The following is a 15,565-nucleotide window of genomic DNA, read 5'->3' as shown; positions in this document are numbered from 1 at the left end:
GGTAGAAGAAATCCCCGATTCGGTTAGAGCCGGGGATCCAGTTGTCGGTCGTGCCGATCAGATAATGAGGATGCGTTCGTTCTCGACGTCCTCGCTGAGCGCGTCAGCCAGGAAATCTTTGATGTTCTCGATGGCCGCGTTGCGCCATTGTCCGCCGTCTGCCTCGAAGAGTGCCGCCGTCGGTCCTTCCTTCATCCGGAAGATGAACTGACTTTCGACCTGTTCGACCTCGACGAACGTGCGATACGGTGCGAGCGTGACCGGGTTCGGTACCGCGACCTTGCCGATCGTGGCGACGCCCGTCTTCGCACTGATGATCTGAGACACACCATCATCCTCGCGGGTTTGGATGTTCTCTTCGACAACGGAACCACATACCTTGAGCAGGACGTCGCGGTCATCGTTCTTCACGAAAATCGACTGCAGCTTGATGTTCATCTGTTCCATGTCGAGGAATCGCTCGAACGGGTATTGTGGCAAGAGTGCCTCCGATGTGACGTAACGGCTGCGGCGTCCCTGGTCGTTCAACCGGCCGTAGAGATGTACCGTCGTCGGGCTCTCGACATGGATGAGATATTTGTCTCCGTCGTTCTCTTTCACGAACGTCGTGTTCTCATCGATCTCGCTCAAAACATAGCGCACAAGCGATTGAAGTGAGTTGACCTTAACCGTGTTCGCCGTCGGGTCTTCCAGGCGTTCGACGCTGCGGCTGACATACGTCTGTGATTTGTGATACAGCTCATCCACCTTCCCGTGGTTTTTGATCCAGTCGAATGCGTCTTTGAGAATTGTCATGATAGTTTGCTCCCTTTTCTTTTTCGATTTTTTTGGATAGATGGTCCACGGGGGGGGAGACCGAAGCCCCTCACCCATGAACAAAGCGATCGTCGGGTTACTTGGTCTTCCGGAAGTCGATGACGGTCGATTCGGTCTGCTCTTCCACCTTGGACCCGTCGTCATTGACGATTTCTCCTGAGTCGACGTCGACCATGTATTGGCCCGGCATCGCCGACTTGAGCTCACGCCCGATGACCTGTCGTCCGTCATGGCCGATCATGAGCGATGCGGACACGGCGGTCGTCGGTACCAGTGTGGATTTGACGGATGAGACGACGTTGGCGAGTTCGCGACGGTCGTTGGGCTCGATTTCGAGCGTGATCGTCACCTTGCGCTTCTTCGTCGCGTCGGTGTTCATGTCTTGGATGTTCTCGAGCACCTTTCCGATCTCCATGTTGACGCGTTCGAGCAATGCCCCTTCCGCGAAGTTGTTCAGGTCGATGTGTTTGTGCATGATTTAGTCCTCCGATGTGTGTGATTTGGTTGATTTGAATGCCAGTTCTTCCTGGATCGGGTCCAGATAGTCGAGGATGAGCCCGTTCCGGCTGTAAACCCGATGGCTCGGACGCTCGCGGAACCATTCGATAGGGATAGACTTCCGCTCGGTGCTGTTGCGCCACCTGAGGGCGTCCTCGGCTTCCAGGAGGTATGTCTCACTATGGAGCTCGAAGTGCACGAGCAGGAACGACATCCCGCCGAAGTCGAGCACGCGTCTCAGTTCCGTGTACTGCTCATCACTCACCTTGTCGACGGACAGGTAGTTCTTCCGTGTCGACTTGGCGTCAAATGCGATGAACCGGCCGTCCACGGTGCCCATGTAGTCGAGCCCGCCTGAGCGTTCGAACCAGTGCTTCTGGATGGTCCCCTTCTTGTCCCGCTGGATCTTCGACTCCGGGAACGTCTTCCGGACGTGGGCGATCCGTTTGAGGCGGTACGTGTGGTTGGCCAGGTCGACCATCTGCTCGAATCGCTGCCCGCGGTTTCGTGGACTGATCTTCATGGTTTCCCACCTCTCAGGTCGTCCCAGAGCCCGAACACGTCGGCGACCCTGCCGAGCAGTGCGTCCCGGTCGTTGAAGTAGCTCTGTCTGTTCCCGTAGCCGAGCTCCTGGATGACGATGGCGTCGGTGTTGCGTAATCCCTTCCGGAATCGTAAATCCCAGATGCGGATCAGTTCCGGCTGCGTCTCCTCGAGTAGCTTCCGGAGATAGACGAGCTCGGACAGTTCGGCGAGCGCGTGGTCGAGTTCCTCCCTGGCGAGCACCGCCTTCTCGACGGGCGACGAGGGCGCCTTATGGCTCTGTCCCTCGCTCGTCTGATAGTTCGGTGTCGTCGCGGTGACCAACCGGCTCTCCAAGTGGTCGATGCGGATCGGGAGCGTGTAGAAGTTGTTCAGCTTCTGCTCCGCGATGTTCCGCGCCGTCTTCGATAGTTTTTGGTCGACGATATGGTCCATTCACCCCTGCTCCTTTGTCTGCTAGATTGATAGGCGTCTCCACCCTTGGTCGACGAGTCGCTGCGTTTCCTGATGTGTGGCATATGGTATGTACTGATGGACAACCTGCGTGCCTTCTATCCTCGTCAGATATTGTTCTTTGGTGCCCTTGTACCTCAGGACCTTGTCCGGGCGTCTCGGTTTCGTGCCTCGTGCTTTTCTTTCCACCTCGTCACCACCGATCGGTACGGTTCCCCGTTGAGTGACCATTCGTCCTGTTCCCGGTAGAGCAGCTCTGCCGTCTCGATCGGGCAGAGCCAGTTCTCGACGTCGACCAGGTCACCTCCCTCGACGCGGTGCCGCGTGATGTTCTTGGACACGATGATCAGATGGACCGTGTCCCCCTCCACTTTGCGATAAACGATTCCGTCCATGCCTTGACCCCTTTCCGCCTTTGCCGTCTGATTTGCGACTGGATGCGATGCAGTGCCTTGCGTTGGATTGCACGTGACTCGAGGTAGTTCATAACGGGTTCCCCGCCGCCATCTGATATTTCACGATGCGCTCGGCCGCCCGTGGCATCGTCAGCGCCGCCCGTCCGGACGTGACCGGGTAGTCGAACACGTCCTTGTTCTTCCACTTGCGCTCGATGCGGTAGTCCCCGCCGAGCTGTCCGTTCGCCGATAGGAGGACAGGGATCATGGCCGATACCGTCTTTCCGTCCACTTTATATCCGAGGTCCACCCACTCGAACGAGAAGACCTGTCCTTTCGCGTCCCGCATGATGCGTCTTGGTGTCTCACCCTCGAAGGCGAGATAGGAGACGTGCGGATCCATCTCTGTTGCTCTCATGTTCGTTCACTCCTGTTCCGTTCGATTTGTTTGAGCTGTTCCGAGAAGTGGCGCAGGCATCGGGCGACGACATCGTCACCCTTCGCCTCATAGCGCCGCATCTCGCGTTCCAGTGATTCGATTCGGTCGTTGCGGTCTTGCGTCAAGCGCTCGTCCCGCCCTTCAGTCCCTGCAGCAATGTCTCGATCTCGTCATCGTCAGGCACCTCCGACTCGAGTTCCGCCTTCTTGCGTGCCGCATGCTCGCGGGACTCGCGTTCCTCCTCGACGAGCCATTCCGGCGTCTTGGCATCAGGGTTCGTGCCGCCCTGGCGTTGCTGACGACGTGACTCTTCCAGACGGATGAGGTCGAACGTGAACAGCTTCTGGGCGATGCAACGGTCGACGATGCGCTTGACGTAGTTGAGCGAGCGTCGTTCTCGGGCGACCGCCTCCTCGAGGGCATAGCGTACCGATTCGTATGAGGACTCCTTGATCATCTCCTCGAGCTCGCTGATGACGTAAGGTGTCGCCGTGCTGATGTTCTGTTCGAAGAAGGCGACCACGTCGCTCAGTTGAACCGCCACCACCGCATCATTTGTCGGTTTCTCTTTTTCTTGTTGTGGTTGTGGTTTTGTTTCTGTTTTTGATTCTGTTTTTGTTTTTGTTTTTGTTTGTCCGTTTTTTTGGGACGATTCGTCATACGATTCGTGGTACGATTCGTCCTTTTTTGTCAAAACGGCTTCGTTGTGCGGTTCTTGACTTGACGATTCGTGTGCCGATTCGTTGCACGATTGGTGGGTCGATTCGTCCGACGATTCGTCATGCGATTCGTGGCACGAATCGTCATACGATACGTAGTACGATTCGTAGACCTGTCGGATGCCGTCTATCGGGACATGTTTTCCGACGATTTCGATATAAGGCTGATGTTTCACCTTGGCGAGCTCGGACTTGATGAGATCCTGCACCGGCTTGCCCCCTCGTTTGAAGTTGTACTTCGCCCAGTTGAAGATGACGAGCTCTCTCGTCTCGACGTGATAGTCGATGAGCTTGTGATAGGTGATGAACCGGTCCATCAAGGCGTTGACCGTCTCGGTCGAATAGCCGAGCTGGAAGGCCATCTCCTTCTTCGTGATGCCGTAGATGCCGCATTGTGTCGTGTTCGGGTTCGTGAGGAGGTAGAGATAAAAGAGCTTATCTTCGGGCGTGAAATCCTCCATGATCTTCGGGTCTTTCCAAAAGTCTGTCTGTACTGTGCGATAAACGCTCATTTCGTTCACTCCGTTCTGTTATAAGCCGATGGATGCGGTCGTTAGAAAGGCAGGTCTGAGTCATCGAGATCGATGCCACCAGAGTAAGGTTGTTGGTCAAATCCACCTTTTGCCGGCGGAACTTCATCGTCCCTTGGTGGCGGTGCACTGTCGCGACCTGCGTCCCCTCTCGAGCTCAGGAAGCGTACGCTGTCGGCGACCACTTCTGCGCGATATCGTTTCTGTCCGTCCTGTCCTTCGTAACTGCTGATCTGGAGACGGCCGTCGACGCCGGCCATGCTCCCTTTCGATAGATACTTCGATACGTTCTCCGCCTGTTTGCGCCAGACGACACAGTCGATGAAGTCCGCCTCCCGTTTCCCGTCCTGTCCGCTGAAAGGACGGTCACAGGCGAGCGTGAAACGAGTCACGGCGATGCCCGACTGGGTGTATCTGCATTCAGGATCGCGTACCAGTCTTCCAACCAAGACAACTCTATTAATCATTTGCAATTTTCTCCTTAGTGATTCCGAGATATTCAAGTTTGTTGTAAACAGTCTTTCGGGAGATACCTAACCGGCGGCTAATTTCTGTCGGCATTACGCCGGACTTGTATAATTTTTCAACCTCGATATCAACATCTTTGTATGACGGATGTTGCTTTTTATTTTGGTACCGCTTGATAGCTCGAAGGCGAATCTTCTCTTTTCTTTCATCAGAAAACTTAACGCCTGTATGGTGCAATATCGTGTGCTCGGCATGGTCCAGAACTTCTAAGTTCAAAATTCGGTTATCGTGTTTTACGTGATTCTTATGATGAACAACCTCGTCACTCTTTAAATAACGGCCAAGGTGCATTTCCATCACGATTCGATGTTCCATGATGTATCCATTCTTAGCAGCGTTAGGGTGAGAGTGAATCAGGAGAGTCACATAACCTTTCGGAGTGCGCTTTCTTCCTGTCACATCGTGACTTTCTTCGCCAACTCTGATGGTGTACATTACTTGTCGTTCTGTTCTTGTCGACATTAAATCACCTCAAGTCTGCCTACTGATACGATTCGGTTGCTCATTGACTCCCTACTTTCTTTCCGACGGTGTCCACCTCGTATTGTTCGTCCCCTTCTCGGTAGAAGGTCTCGTGCTTCGGCACGACCCAGACCCAGTTGTGGTTCGGGTTGAAGCCTTTCGGGTTCACCAACAGCTCATATCCGACGCCGTTCTCGAGCTCATACTCACGGATGCGTTCTTTCACCCGCTTCACGTTCCCGTCCGTCCTCTTGAGATAGAGCCAGACGAGGCCGTCATCACGGCGCATGGTGTGGCTGCCATCCATGCCAGAGGCGTGGAGCTGTTCGACGAGCTTGTTGTTATGGATCCGCAGGCGATGCCGGCTCATCCGGAGCATGTTCTGGTGCTTACGTCGTAGGTTGAGCGAGTTCATGCGTTCCACCCTCCAATTGATTGATTTGACGCTGGATGGCATTGACCATCACGTCGACTTGTGTTTGGGCGACGGTCAAGGTATAGAAGGCTTTGCGTTTTCCGCCTTTAAGTGCGATGGCTTTCAGTTCCTGCTGGATGTCGTCCAGGTCGGCCGCGAGCTCGACGAGCCGGTTGACGTCGTCATAATGCCGTTCGAGTTGTTCAGGTTCGTGTGTCTGCATGGCGATTCTCCTTTTACAAAAAATGTTAACGGCGTATTTCAGTGGTATACTCTCCCAGAAAGGAGGTGATTGCTTATGAAAAATCATCACTATCTTCATGCTTTTGAGTACATGTTGAATTTGCTCAATGAGGACAGCGAGGTGAAATCGATTCGCCAACCCCTTCAGCTCGTGATTGAGGTGGATGGCAAGCTCTGGACAGGTTCCCTTTTAAGACAAGAAGGGATTCAGATTTTCTCTTATTATCTAGATGACGAAATGGAAGAAGCCTACGTCATGCGGAGTCCTGAATTCAGGAACCAGGACCGATTCCTGTTGCCCATCCACGGTACTTATTTGAAATACGCAGAGGCGCTCAGAACCATTTCTGACGAGTTTCTCCTTTATCAGACGGTTTCAAAACTGATTGACATGACACTCTTTTCGGATGTCGATACCGACCTGGAGCCTGTCATCTATGACGCCCGTCTGATAGATGGGAGTTTCACCCTGCCGTTCTTTTATTTTGGTGATAAAGAGGCGACCGTCGTCTCCTTGGTACCCTGCGAAGATTTTGAGTGACGGTGTTATTCCGTGATGCCCTTGTTGGCCATCCGTTTTCTGACCATGTCCATTCTGCCTCGGTAGGTTTCTGCGGCCTTATAAAACTTTTGAATGAGATCTAGGATGACTTCTTCCTTTTCAAACTCGCTCAACAGACGGTCTTGCATAACAATAGAAATCCGTTGACGTAACAGCGTCAATGGGTTTCTTCCTTCTTTTCGGATTTTGAGTTGTTCCTCGACCACCGTTACATATTTTTTGAACTCGTCCTCTTCCATCGCTTCCACCTCGTCGGCTCTTTTCAAGACCGATTCTTTCATTTCATTGCCTAAATCCTCGAGTGCTTTGCGAAGTATAGAAGTTCCGAAAACGTTGTTTTCCTCAACTGAATTCTTGTATATATGCTGACGCTCTTTTAGATCCATATCCTACTTCCTCCCATTGTTGTTTTTACTTACATGTTGGATGCACGGAACAGGTCATCGTCCCGTCGCTTCAGGTGATGCGTGACGATGTCGAGCGTCTTCGTCAATGCCTCGATGACAGGTACGTCGATGATGTCGGCGCAGGTCTCTTTCTGGAGTCGTCCGATGACGGTCTGTTCGAGCGCCTCGAGCGTGACGGTTTCGGTCTGCGTGTTCATTCAGCGTTCACCTCCTCTGATGCATCCAATGGGACGCACTGGTCGATGACTTCTTCCGTCAGTAACAGAGGCGGTTCGGCGATGAGCGCAGCGCCCTGTCGCTCAGAGTCGAATTGCACCTTATACCAACCTTCTTTGATATAGGGATTCGTATCTGCCATGTAGATCTGGGCGACCGGTTCGTCCGGACGTTCGAGCATCTCTTTCCGGACGTCGAATTGATCTCGCGTTTTTTCCTCTTGATTTGACATCACTCGCTCGCCCCTTCCTCGATATCCTCATCGATCATGTGTAGCGCCCCGTAGAACACGGCACTCATGACGAACGCGACAGCGGGAATGACCCAATATTCGAAGCGTGCGTTCATCGTGAGCAGTAGCCAGACCCCCGACCCGAGCGCCGTCAACAGGAGCCCGTAACGGACGGTATCCAGTTTTTGTTGCAGATGCATGTTGCCCTCTCCTTTTCAACTCGCCCCGCCCGTGCTACACTAAAACTGTTCAGGTTTTTGTGTAGCCGTGTTGTCCGTTTGGGCGACGCGGTTTTTTATTTATTCAGATTCTTGTCCTGGCGTCTGAGCCAGTCTTTCAGAAACGCCCTCACCTCCTCTCCCACCATGAGCCATTTGGTGCCGGCCCGGTATTTCGGGAAGTCATCCTCATAGAAGAACGATTTCAAGATGAAGGACTTGCTGAGGTTCGTCTGGCGGCACAGTTCCTCCATGTCCCAGAGGAACACGTCGGCGTGTGTCTGTTCGATGTGCTGTCGGATCTGCGCCTTGGCGATGTCGAGAATCTCGTTCTCGTCGATATGGATCTGTAGCATGTCGACCCTCCTTTCCGTTTGTTACCATTCGTCATCCGCGATGGGCTGTTTGATGATTGAGTCGACTATTTCCAAAACCTCGATGTATTGATTCGTATCGTTTTGTTTAATTTCTCGGAGTGACCATAGCGCGTGCTCCTGCGCAATCCCTAGATTGAATCCCCACTTCCTATGAAATGAGTCATGGTCGTATCGGTGATTCAACGAGGCGTATAACATCGACTCGATGCGCTCATGGGGATGGATCACCTTGAACTTCCTTACCATGAAACGGTTGTAATCTTGATGCCTCTCGGTCATCGGGACAATCATTGTGGCGAGGAAATCAACTCCGCGAACCCCTTCGCGTAGTTTCGTGTCGATGAGCCAGTCCTCGAAGTCGTGCATTGCCGTCTCTGGATTGAAGTTCATCTCTTTCATATCGTGTCACCTCCTTTCGACGTAACCCTAAGGAGAAGTTAGTCTTGACGACCTAAGTTATTCTTAGACCGAAACTTTTATAGAACTGCTATGAGCAAACCTAAGGGAATCTTATGTTTGCTGGGTAAGGCTAGGATGTTTCGTCCCACCCTTTTAATACTTGTTTTCGATGACGGTACGGCATTTCGCCGTATCATCGATTTTTTAGAATTTCTCAGGATTCGAAGTCAAGTTCGAGTTGGTCATTCAACTTACTGATGGTCATGCGATTCTCAGTGTTCGGCGTCCACTCTCGAATAAACATTTTCGCTTCTTGGAGTTTGACCCTAGGCAGGTCACCTTTACGTGCAATCTCGAAGTAGTCCTTGAACTCTTTCCAAAACTGCGAGTAGACCGTTTGGCGAAGTGACGCGTCCTTGTAAGCTCGCGCCTTCTTACCGCCGAGCGACTTAGTGACCCGTTGATTCGCTAGGTTCGAGAACATCTGCTCGTCACTTGTGGAAAGACGCATCTCACTCTTGAGGAACTTGACGTCATTCTTGATACCTTGCGTCTCTTCTAAGAGGTCAGCTTGCGAGCGGAACAACATCGCGAGTGATTGCTCAGGACTGACTTGTTGCGCCTGTTCCATTTGGTTGAAGTGTTTCACGTAAAATGCAGTGAATAGGATCCCCTTCTCACCAGTCAGTTTGTTGGCGATCATCTCGCAACCGAGTTTCGTGAGAAGATAGCAGCGGTAACTCTTTCCGGTTCCAGCTTGATAAGATGACTCGATGTAGTAATCATCAGAATCCAATTTTGGATTTTGATTCATTACTTCAATATGGTTATCAATGTCACGAACAAGATGCGCGTGTTGCTTGCCGACCATCTCAGCAACATCGCGACTGTCGATGGCCTGTTCCTGTTCTTTGACTCGCCCCGCGACTTGCATCGCTTGGAACATTGGTGTTTTAAATTCATTCACATTCATCGCTCCTGTCTGTTTTACTTGCACGCCACTTCTTTAATGAGAGAGTTAAACTCTTCCTCATTAATCACTACATAACTTTTGGGTTTTGAGGAATCTTCAACACTTGACGAAAAAAAATATTCAATATTTATTCCATAAATGTTTGAAAGTTTCTCAATCTCGTCAATAGTAATAGGAGAGAGTCCATTTTCTTTGCGGGACAACCACCCTTTGGTCTTGCTTAATGCGTCTTCAACAGCACTTTGAGAGTATCCTTTCAACACTCTGGCTGATCGTAATTTTTTCAAATCAAATTTCCATTTACGTGTATCTTGCATTAGTTTCACCTCTTTCGTTGAGGAATGTTCAACCCTTAAACAGAGTATATATTGATGAATCTTCAAAATCAACTACTTTTTTGCATTTTATTCAACTTTCATCTTTTTTGTTGAGGAATATGAGAAAATAAAGGGGATAATCTATATGGAAATGGTGATTAATTTGCAAGAGTATGTTGATATCGGGGAAAGACTTAGAACTGCTCGTTTAGCAAAAGGACTTTCTTTGACCGCTTTATCGGATATCGTTAACATCGATAAAGGCGCATTGTCTAGAATGGAACGAAATAAGCAAGGCATCACTATGCCTCAGCAAGTAGAAATCTGCCGAGCTTTAGGGATTACTTCTGATTACCTGATTGGGCTTGTTAATGACCCGACCATGACTCATGAAGAATACATCAAGGTCGCACAGGAGAAATACAAGTTCATCGGGGACGTGTTCACAGAGGAGCTTCTTCAATCCTTATCACAAGAGCGTCTCGAGAAGATCGTCAACTATATTAAAGAGCAGGCGATTATGGCCCAGCTCGAACAAAAAGATGATTCCAAATAAAACTCCGCAGTCTCATTTAAGAGGGTGCGGAGTTTTTGATTTATATTCTTGAATCAATCTAGTGGCTTCGTTGCTTGGAAAGGCAACATATGTCTGAATCTCCTCTACCCATACCGCCGTAGCTCTCTCCGACTTACCATCCTTAATAAAAATCATTTGTCTCGTTGCGACCTCAGCCAAAAGAAACCCCTCCATTTACGAACGCACGTTCTTATTTATGTTCTCAGTATGAACCGAACACAAAATATTTTCAACCATTTTTCCCAAAGAAACAAGGGCGTCTGTTCGACAAAGTGGGATTTTGTACCTATTTTTGTCGAACGATTCTCAATTAGAAATTATGTATATATAAGGATAATGTGGGATTTGATTGTTATAATCGAATCGAACTACATATTTTTTAGGAGGTTTTTCATCATGAAAACAGTTTTGAAGATCATCATCGGCATCGTGCTCGCCTTCGTGATCATCGGTATCGGTATGGTCGCCTGCACGGGCGCGTTCATCAACGAGGTGGACAAGGAGATGACCAAGACGACAGAAGAGGCGAAGACGGACGAGTCGAAACCTGGTCTCGCTGAGTACGAGCAGGTCGAGACGGGTATGACAATCGAGGAAGTCAACGCGATCCTCGGCGAGCCGATGGACACGACGGTTTCGGAATCAGACGGTTTCAAGATGGAGATGGTATCGTATGACGCTCGCGGTGATCTCGGTGCCAACATCCTCGTGACGTTCACGAACGGTGCTGTCGATTCGAAGACACAGACCGGCGTTGCTGAATAATCTTGACTAGGTGCCTGCGCGGCACCTTTTTTAGTTGGATGCGATTGCGGTTAGGGCGTCCATCGCCTATCATAACAACGAGAGGAGTGAACGATATGGCAATCTTCCGTAAGCGGAACGGAAAATGGCAATACCGCATCTATTTTTACGACGAGGTCGGACGGCGGCGCGAACGATCACGGAGCAACTTCGGTTCGAAACGCGAGGCGCAGATGGCCGCCGCCAAAGAAGAGGCGAAACTGTTGAACAACACGTTCGTGATGGACCAGAACGTCCGGTTCGACGCGTTCGCCCTCGAGTGGCTCGAGACGTTCAAACGACCACACGTCAAAGAGTCGACCTATGACCGAATCAGCCGTACCGTCAGGAACCACCTCATCCCTCAGTTCGGGGAATATCGATTGATCGACATCAACCGGGTCATGTACCAGAAGTGGATCAATGAGAAGGTCGAGGTCTATAGCCTCGGGACCGTCCGTTCGTTCCATTCGACGTTCTCGAGCATCCTCGATCATGCTCTTTTAGATATGAACCTCATTGAGAAGAACCCTGCCCACCGAATCCAGATATCGAAACGGGATGATACGCCAGACGATGATGACGGCATACTCGAATTCTTAGAGATGGACGAGCTCAATCGCTTGCTCACTTACCTCGAAATGACGCCACACGGGAAGTACAAACGATCCATCCAGTATCTCGCCCTATTCACACTAATCGCCCGAACTGGCCTCCGTGTCGGTGAGGCGTTGGCGCTCGAGTGGGAGGACATCGACCTGGATGCCGGCACTATTCGCGTGAACAAGACCCTTTCGTTCGGATCGAAGCTAGAACTCAAGGTGACGAAACCGAAGACGAAGAAGGCGAATCGGACGCTGCGGATCGATGCCCAGACCAACGAGCTCATGCGACGGCACCGGACCAGTCAAAAGGAAGTCTATCTCGCCTATCCGAATTACAAGAAGCCTGAACTTCCCCTCGTGTTTCATAGCCCGAACGGGACGTGGCTGCGGACGAGTATTGTGAGGGACTATTTGCGAGATGCCTGCAAAAAGAGCGGCGTGCAGCACATTAGTCCGCACGTACTTCGCCATACCCACGCTGTCCATTTATTGGAGGCTGGTGCCGATGTGAAATACGTGGCGGATCGTCTCGGCCATGCCGACACGAAGATCACGATGAACATCTATCTGCATGTCTCGAAGAAGATCGAGCACGATGCGATGGAGCTCTATGAGATGCGATTGAATCAGACGAGCACGACACAAAAAAGCGCCGACGGGTCACGATGACCTGCCGGCGCTTTTGGCGTTTTTCGGGTGCCATCCCCCTCGTCGTTCAGACAACTTTGAGGGCTGGCTGAGGGCTGAGGCGATTTTCAGAGCCTGAAACCAATTGAAAACGTTGGTGTTAAGCCATTATCCAATCGAACCTTCCATCTCGAACTTGATGAGACGGTTCATTTCGACCGCATATTCCATTGGCAATTCTTTTGTGAATGGCTCGATGAAGCCCATAACGATCATTTCTGTCGCTTCTTCTTCCGAGATTCCACGGCTCATGAGGTAGAAGAGTTGCTCTTCTGACACTTTTGAGACTTTCGCTTCGTGCTCGAGCGACACTTGGTCGTTCAAGATTTCGTTGTACGGGATTGTATCTGACGTCGACTCGTTGTCCATGATGAGCGTGTCACATTCGATATTCGAGCGTGCGCCCTTCGCCTTACGGCCGAAGTGGACGATTCCACGGTACGATACTTTTCCGCCTTGTTTCGAAATCGATTTCGAGACAATTGACGAAGACGTGTTCGGCGCGAGGTGAATCATTTTCGCTCCAGCGTCTTGGTGCTGTCCTTTACCGGCGAGGGCGATCGAGAGTGTCATCCCACGTGCACCTTCCCCTTTCAAGATGACAGCCGGGTATTTCATCGTGAGTTTCGATCCGATGTTTCCATCGATCCACTCCATTGATCCACCCGCTTCACAGACTGCACGTTTCGTTACCAAGTTGTAGACGTTGTTCGCCCAGTTTTGGATTGTCGTGTAACGGCAGTATGCGTCTTTGTTGACGAAGATCTCAACGACCGCTGAGTGAAGCGAGTTCGTTGTGTAAACCGGTGCTGTACATCCTTCGACGTAATGAACCGATGCGCCTTCGTCGACGATGATGAGCGTACGCTCGAACTGACCCATATTTTCCGAGTTGATGCGGAAATAGGCTTGGAGCGGTTGCTCGAGTTTCACGCCTTTTGGTACGTAGATGAACGAGCCACCCGACCAAACAGCTGAGTTGAGGGCCGCGAACTTGTTGTCCGTCGGCGGGATCAACTTCCCGAAGTACTCTTTGAAGATTTCTTCGTCTTCTTTGAGTGCTGTGTCTGTATCTTTGAAGATGACACCTTTTTCTTCGAAGTCTTCTTGCATGCTGTGGTAGACAACCTCAGACTCATACTGAGCCGAGACACCTGCCAAGTATTTTTGCTCTGCTTCTGGGATACCGAGCTTGTCAAACGTACGTTTGATTTCTTCTGGTACCTCATCCCATGAGCGTTCTGTCTTTTCAGATGGTTTGACATAGTAAGTGATTTCGTCGAAATCAAGTGCCGAGAGGTCTCCGCCCCATGTCGGCATCGCCATCTTGTTGAAGTGATCCAACGACTTCAAACGGAAGTCGAGCATCCATTGTGGCTCTTCTTTCATGCGCGAGATCGTCTCTACGATTTCTGTCGTCAAGCCTCGGCCTGAACGGAAAATCGAAACGTCCCGATCATGGAAGCCGTATTTATAATCGCCAATTTCCGGCATGTTCTTTGCCATATCGGTCTCCTCCTTCTCCTTACGCGTCCTCGTCTACTCCTTTTTCAAGCGCCTTCCACGCGAGCGTGGCACACTTGATTCGAGCCGGGAATTTCGATACGCCTGAGAGCGCCTCGATATCACCGAGGTCAAACGTATCCGTGTCGTACTCTTTGCCTTGAACCATTTCAGAGAAGATGTTAGCGAGTTGAAGCGCCTCTTCTACTGTTTTTCCTTTGACGATTTGGGTCATCATCGATGCCGAGGCGAGACTGATCGAGCAGCCTTCTCCTTCAAACTTCGCATCTTTGACGATGTCGTCTTCGACTTGTAGTTGAAGACGAAGCGAATCCCCACATGTCGGGTTGTTCAAGTCCACCGTCACGCCATCTTCGATGACGCCACGGTTTCTTGGGTTTTTATAGTGATCCATGATGACCTGGCGGTACAACATGTCGAGATTATTAAAACTCATAATTGAAATACTCCTTCGTTTGACGTAATCCCTCGATGAAACGGTCGACCTCTTCTTTTGTGTTGTACAAATAGAAGCTCGCCCGTGCCGTCGATGATTGCTTCAAAAGACGCATGAGTGGTTGTGCACAGTGGTGACCGGCACGAACCGCGATGCCTTGCATATCGAGAACGGTCGCGAGGTCATGCGCATGCACGTCCTTCAAGTTGAACGTGACGAGACCGACGCGATCTTCAGGACCGTAAATCTCGATCCCTTCAATCGTTTTCATCTGCTCGATCGCGTAAGACGCGAGTTCACGTTCGTGTGCTTCGACGTTCTCAAGCCCGATTTCTTCTAAGAAATCGATGGCTGCCGCAAGTCCGACCGCCCCAGCAATGATTGGTGTTCCCGCTTCGAAGCGGTATGGGATGTCTTTCCACGTCGATTCATACAAATCAACGTAGTCAATCATTTCGCCACCGAACTCGACCGGCTCCATGTTTTTGAGGAGTTGTTTCTTCCCATATAAGACACCGATTCCAGTTGGTCCGAGCATCTTATGTCCAGAAAAGGCAAGGAAGTCACAGTCGAGCGCCTGAACGTCCAGTTTACGATGCGGTGCACTTTGTGCGGCATCGACGACCATGACGGCACCTTTCTCATGTGCGAGTCGAGCGACTTCAGCAATCGGATTGATCGTACCGAGCACGTTTGAGACGTGGCTCATCGCGACGATTTTTGTCCGATCTGATAAGACTGCTTGAACGGCATCCAATGTGACACGTCCGTCCGGCGTGAGTTCAACGTAACGAAGCGTCGCGCCTTTGCGCTTGGCAAGTTGTTGCCACGGAATCAAGTTCGCATGGTGTTCCATCGGAGTGAGGACGATTTCGTCGCCTTCACCGACATTTGCATCTCCATAGCTCGACGCGACCAAGTTGATGGCCGTCGTCGTCCCACGTGTGAAAATGATTTCTTCAGGAACCGCCGCATGGATGAACGAGCGGACGCGTTCGCGTGCTCCTTCATACGCATCCGTCGCTTGCGTCCCGAGCGTATGGACGCCACGATGCACGTTCGAATGGTTGCGACGATAATAGTCCTCGATCGCCTCGATGACAGCGAGCGGCTTTTGTGAGCTCGCCGCGCTATCAAGATAAACGAGCGGGTGTCCATTGATTTCCTGATCTAAAATCGGAAACTGTTCACGAATCGAGGCGTTCAACATC

At 51.0% G+C, this 15,565-nt stretch carries 27 protein-coding genes; 4 read left to right on the top strand and 23 right to left on the bottom strand.

Annotation, left to right across the window (positions count from 1 at the left end; all coding sequences use genetic code 11):
* Positions 1-57: 57 nt before the first annotated feature.
* From PJK55_RS00345 to PJK55_RS00290, 12 genes are all read right to left on the bottom strand, one after another.
* Entirely contained in the window at positions 58-795 is a 738-nt protein-coding gene (locus PJK55_RS00345; RefSeq protein ID WP_271304444.1) for a hypothetical protein, read from the bottom strand.
* 97 nt (positions 796-892) lie between these two features.
* A complete protein-coding gene (locus tag PJK55_RS00340; RefSeq protein WP_271304443.1) occupies positions 893-1,291 on the bottom strand; it encodes a replication terminator protein in 399 nt (132 codons plus the stop codon).
* Between the two features lie 3 nt (positions 1,292-1,294).
* Positions 1,295-1,837 (bottom strand): Holliday junction resolvase RecU, encoded by a 543-nt coding sequence (locus tag PJK55_RS00335; RefSeq protein WP_271304442.1) that lies wholly within the window; start codon positions 1,835-1,837, stop codon positions 1,295-1,297.
* The gene (locus PJK55_RS00330) at positions 1,834-2,292 is read right to left on the bottom strand and encodes a hypothetical protein (RefSeq protein WP_271304441.1); all 459 of its coding nucleotides are present in this window, start codon (positions 2,290-2,292) and stop codon (positions 1,834-1,836) included. The genes PJK55_RS00335 and PJK55_RS00330 overlap by 4 nt, the downstream gene beginning before the upstream one ends.
* 155 nt (positions 2,293-2,447) lie before the next feature.
* Positions 2,448-2,705 carry a hypothetical protein gene (locus PJK55_RS00325; RefSeq protein ID WP_271304440.1) on the bottom strand — a complete coding sequence of 86 codons (258 nt, stop codon included), beginning with the start codon at positions 2,703-2,705 and terminating at the stop codon, positions 2,448-2,450.
* An 88-nt stretch (positions 2,706-2,793) separates the two neighbouring features.
* Positions 2,794-3,123 (bottom strand): hypothetical protein, encoded by a 330-nt coding sequence (locus PJK55_RS00320; protein WP_271304439.1) that lies wholly within the window; start codon positions 3,121-3,123, stop codon positions 2,794-2,796.
* Positions 3,120-3,269, bottom strand: a complete 150-nt coding sequence (locus tag PJK55_RS00315; RefSeq protein WP_161777551.1) for a hypothetical protein — start codon at positions 3,267-3,269, stop codon at positions 3,120-3,122. The genes PJK55_RS00320 and PJK55_RS00315 overlap by 4 nt, the downstream gene beginning before the upstream one ends.
* Positions 3,266-4,375 (bottom strand): DnaD domain protein, encoded by a 1,110-nt coding sequence (locus PJK55_RS00310; protein WP_271304438.1) that lies wholly within the window; start codon positions 4,373-4,375, stop codon positions 3,266-3,268. Before PJK55_RS00310 ends, PJK55_RS00315 begins: the two co-directional genes overlap by 4 nt.
* Positions 4,376-4,416: 41 nt before the next feature.
* On the bottom strand, positions 4,417-4,860 hold the full coding sequence (locus PJK55_RS00305) for a single-stranded DNA-binding protein (RefSeq protein ID WP_271304437.1): 444 nt from the start codon (positions 4,858-4,860) through the stop codon (positions 4,417-4,419).
* The gene (locus PJK55_RS00300; RefSeq protein ID WP_271304436.1) at positions 4,853-5,383 is read right to left on the bottom strand and encodes an HNH endonuclease; all 531 of its coding nucleotides are present in this window, start codon (positions 5,381-5,383) and stop codon (positions 4,853-4,855) included. The genes PJK55_RS00305 and PJK55_RS00300 overlap by 8 nt, the downstream gene beginning before the upstream one ends.
* Positions 5,384-5,423: 40 nt before the next feature.
* A complete protein-coding gene (locus PJK55_RS00295) occupies positions 5,424-5,753 on the bottom strand; it encodes a hypothetical protein (RefSeq protein WP_271304435.1) in 330 nt (109 codons plus the stop codon).
* A 19-nt stretch (positions 5,754-5,772) separates the two neighbouring features.
* Positions 5,773-6,021: a hypothetical protein gene (locus PJK55_RS00290; RefSeq protein ID WP_271304434.1), complete on the bottom strand. Its 249-nt coding sequence runs from the start codon at positions 6,019-6,021 to the stop codon at positions 5,773-5,775.
* 75 nt (positions 6,022-6,096) lie between these two features.
* Between PJK55_RS00290 and PJK55_RS00285 the strand changes: the two genes are divergently transcribed.
* Positions 6,097-6,582, top strand: a complete 486-nt coding sequence (locus tag PJK55_RS00285) for a hypothetical protein (RefSeq protein ID WP_271304433.1) — start codon at positions 6,097-6,099, stop codon at positions 6,580-6,582.
* A gap of 5 nt (positions 6,583-6,587) precedes the next feature.
* On the opposite strand, the gene PJK55_RS00280 is transcribed toward PJK55_RS00285, so the two are convergent.
* The 8 genes from PJK55_RS00280 to PJK55_RS00245 form a co-directional block, all read right to left on the bottom strand.
* Complete coding sequence (locus PJK55_RS00280; RefSeq protein ID WP_271304432.1) at positions 6,588-6,989, bottom strand: hypothetical protein; 402 nt, start codon at positions 6,987-6,989, stop codon at positions 6,588-6,590.
* A 29-nt stretch (positions 6,990-7,018) separates the two neighbouring features.
* A complete protein-coding gene (locus PJK55_RS00275; protein ID WP_271304431.1) occupies positions 7,019-7,207 on the bottom strand; it encodes a hypothetical protein in 189 nt (62 codons plus the stop codon).
* Positions 7,204-7,458: a hypothetical protein gene (locus PJK55_RS00270; protein ID WP_271304430.1), complete on the bottom strand. Its 255-nt coding sequence runs from the start codon at positions 7,456-7,458 to the stop codon at positions 7,204-7,206. The genes PJK55_RS00275 and PJK55_RS00270 overlap by 4 nt, the downstream gene beginning before the upstream one ends.
* Positions 7,458-7,658, bottom strand: coding sequence for a hypothetical protein (locus PJK55_RS00265; RefSeq protein ID WP_214787046.1), 201 nt, complete (start codon positions 7,656-7,658; stop codon positions 7,458-7,460). The genes PJK55_RS00270 and PJK55_RS00265 overlap by 1 nt, the downstream gene beginning before the upstream one ends.
* Positions 7,659-7,753: 95 nt before the next feature.
* Entirely contained in the window at positions 7,754-8,032 is a 279-nt protein-coding gene (locus PJK55_RS00260; RefSeq protein ID WP_214787044.1) for a group-specific protein, read from the bottom strand.
* 21 nt (positions 8,033-8,053) lie between these two features.
* The gene (locus tag PJK55_RS00255) at positions 8,054-8,452 is read right to left on the bottom strand and encodes a hypothetical protein (RefSeq protein WP_271304429.1); all 399 of its coding nucleotides are present in this window, start codon (positions 8,450-8,452) and stop codon (positions 8,054-8,056) included.
* Positions 8,453-8,666: 214 nt separating this feature from the next.
* On the bottom strand, positions 8,667-9,419 hold the full coding sequence (locus PJK55_RS00250) for a Rha family transcriptional regulator (protein ID WP_271304428.1): 753 nt from the start codon (positions 9,417-9,419) through the stop codon (positions 8,667-8,669).
* 20 nt (positions 9,420-9,439) lie between these two features.
* Positions 9,440-9,742 carry a helix-turn-helix domain-containing protein gene (locus tag PJK55_RS00245; protein WP_271304427.1) on the bottom strand — a complete coding sequence of 101 codons (303 nt, stop codon included), beginning with the start codon at positions 9,740-9,742 and terminating at the stop codon, positions 9,440-9,442.
* A 145-nt stretch (positions 9,743-9,887) separates the two neighbouring features.
* Here PJK55_RS00245 and PJK55_RS00240 point away from each other — a divergent pair, with 145 nt between their 5' ends.
* The 3 genes from PJK55_RS00240 (at position 9,888) to PJK55_RS00230 (ending at position 12,376) form a co-directional block, all read left to right on the top strand.
* Positions 9,888-10,298, top strand: coding sequence for a helix-turn-helix domain-containing protein (locus PJK55_RS00240; protein WP_271304426.1), 411 nt, complete (start codon positions 9,888-9,890; stop codon positions 10,296-10,298).
* Between the two features lie 417 nt (positions 10,299-10,715).
* Positions 10,716-11,084: a hypothetical protein gene (locus tag PJK55_RS00235; protein WP_271304425.1), complete on the top strand. Its 369-nt coding sequence runs from the start codon at positions 10,716-10,718 to the stop codon at positions 11,082-11,084.
* 95 nt (positions 11,085-11,179) lie between these two features.
* Positions 11,180-12,376 (top strand): tyrosine-type recombinase/integrase, encoded by a 1,197-nt coding sequence (locus PJK55_RS00230; protein ID WP_271304424.1) that lies wholly within the window; start codon positions 11,180-11,182, stop codon positions 12,374-12,376.
* A 126-nt stretch (positions 12,377-12,502) separates the two neighbouring features.
* Here the strand turns inward: PJK55_RS00230 and sufB are convergent, their stop codons facing one another.
* Genes sufB through PJK55_RS00215 form a run of 3 tightly spaced genes read right to left on the bottom strand, consistent with a single transcriptional unit; the run spans position 12,503 to position 15,564 of the window.
* Complete coding sequence (sufB, locus tag PJK55_RS00225) at positions 12,503-13,900, bottom strand: Fe-S cluster assembly protein SufB (protein WP_012726850.1); 1,398 nt, start codon at positions 13,898-13,900, stop codon at positions 12,503-12,505.
* A gap of 19 nt (positions 13,901-13,919) precedes the next feature.
* Positions 13,920-14,354 carry a Fe-S cluster assembly sulfur transfer protein SufU gene (sufU, locus tag PJK55_RS00220; protein ID WP_026825487.1) on the bottom strand — a complete coding sequence of 145 codons (435 nt, stop codon included), beginning with the start codon at positions 14,352-14,354 and terminating at the stop codon, positions 13,920-13,922.
* Positions 14,344-15,564: a cysteine desulfurase gene (locus tag PJK55_RS00215; RefSeq protein ID WP_031422927.1), complete on the bottom strand. Its 1,221-nt coding sequence runs from the start codon at positions 15,562-15,564 to the stop codon at positions 14,344-14,346. The genes sufU and PJK55_RS00215 overlap by 11 nt, the downstream gene beginning before the upstream one ends.
* Position 15,565 lies beyond the last annotated feature (1 nt).

Origin of the sequence: Exiguobacterium sp. MMG028 (assembly GCF_027947425.1) — a bacterium.
GTDB lineage: Bacteria > Bacillota > Bacilli > Exiguobacteriales > Exiguobacteriaceae > Exiguobacterium > Exiguobacterium aestuarii_A.
This window is presented reverse-complemented; position numbering and strand designations above follow the sequence as displayed.

Bases quoted from the DNA above. Each gene is read 5' to 3' on its own strand.
- PJK55_RS00345 (WP_271304444.1), bottom strand. From the start codon at position 795: ATGACAATTCTCAAAGACGCATTCGACTGGATCAAAAACCACGGGAAG.
- PJK55_RS00340 (WP_271304443.1), bottom strand. From the start codon at position 1,291: ATGCACAAACACATCGACCTGAACAACTTCGCGGAAGGGGCATTGCTC.
- PJK55_RS00335 (WP_271304442.1), bottom strand. From the start codon at position 1,837: ATGAAGATCAGTCCACGAAACCGCGGGCAGCGATTCGAGCAGATGGTC.
- PJK55_RS00330 (WP_271304441.1), bottom strand. From the start codon at position 2,292: ATGGACCATATCGTCGACCAAAAACTATCGAAGACGGCGCGGAACATC.
- PJK55_RS00325 (WP_271304440.1), bottom strand. From the start codon at position 2,705: ATGGACGGAATCGTTTATCGCAAAGTGGAGGGGGACACGGTCCATCTG.
- PJK55_RS00320 (WP_271304439.1), bottom strand. From the start codon at position 3,123: ATGAGAGCAACAGAGATGGATCCGCACGTCTCCTATCTCGCCTTCGAG.
- PJK55_RS00310 (WP_271304438.1), bottom strand. From the start codon at position 4,375: ATGAGCGTTTATCGCACAGTACAGACAGACTTTTGGAAAGACCCGAAG.
- PJK55_RS00305 (WP_271304437.1), bottom strand. From the start codon at position 4,860: ATGATTAATAGAGTTGTCTTGGTTGGAAGACTGGTACGCGATCCTGAA.
- PJK55_RS00300 (WP_271304436.1), bottom strand. From the start codon at position 5,383: ATGTCGACAAGAACAGAACGACAAGTAATGTACACCATCAGAGTTGGC.
- PJK55_RS00295 (WP_271304435.1), bottom strand. From the start codon at position 5,753: ATGAGCCGGCATCGCCTGCGGATCCATAACAACAAGCTCGTCGAACAG.
- PJK55_RS00290 (WP_271304434.1), bottom strand. From the start codon at position 6,021: ATGCAGACACACGAACCTGAACAACTCGAACGGCATTATGACGACGTC.
- PJK55_RS00285 (WP_271304433.1), top strand. From the start codon at position 6,097: ATGAAAAATCATCACTATCTTCATGCTTTTGAGTACATGTTGAATTTG.
- PJK55_RS00280 (WP_271304432.1), bottom strand. From the start codon at position 6,989: ATGGATCTAAAAGAGCGTCAGCATATATACAAGAATTCAGTTGAGGAA.
- PJK55_RS00275 (WP_271304431.1), bottom strand. From the start codon at position 7,207: ATGAACACGCAGACCGAAACCGTCACGCTCGAGGCGCTCGAACAGACC.
- PJK55_RS00270 (WP_271304430.1), bottom strand. From the start codon at position 7,458: ATGTCAAATCAAGAGGAAAAAACGCGAGATCAATTCGACGTCCGGAAA.
- PJK55_RS00265 (WP_214787046.1), bottom strand. From the start codon at position 7,658: ATGCATCTGCAACAAAAACTGGATACCGTCCGTTACGGGCTCCTGTTG.
- PJK55_RS00260 (WP_214787044.1), bottom strand. From the start codon at position 8,032: ATGCTACAGATCCATATCGACGAGAACGAGATTCTCGACATCGCCAAG.
- PJK55_RS00255 (WP_271304429.1), bottom strand. From the start codon at position 8,452: ATGAAAGAGATGAACTTCAATCCAGAGACGGCAATGCACGACTTCGAG.
- PJK55_RS00245 (WP_271304427.1), bottom strand. From the start codon at position 9,742: ATGCAAGATACACGTAAATGGAAATTTGATTTGAAAAAATTACGATCA.
- PJK55_RS00240 (WP_271304426.1), top strand. From the start codon at position 9,888: ATGGAAATGGTGATTAATTTGCAAGAGTATGTTGATATCGGGGAAAGA.
- PJK55_RS00235 (WP_271304425.1), top strand. From the start codon at position 10,716: ATGAAAACAGTTTTGAAGATCATCATCGGCATCGTGCTCGCCTTCGTG.
- PJK55_RS00230 (WP_271304424.1), top strand. From the start codon at position 11,180: ATGGCAATCTTCCGTAAGCGGAACGGAAAATGGCAATACCGCATCTAT.
- sufB (WP_012726850.1), bottom strand. From the start codon at position 13,900: ATGGCAAAGAACATGCCGGAAATTGGCGATTATAAATACGGCTTCCAT.
- sufU (WP_026825487.1), bottom strand. From the start codon at position 14,354: ATGAGTTTTAATAATCTCGACATGTTGTACCGCCAGGTCATCATGGAT.
- PJK55_RS00215 (WP_031422927.1), bottom strand. From the start codon at position 15,564: ATGTTGAACGCCTCGATTCGTGAACAGTTTCCGATTTTAGATCAGGAA.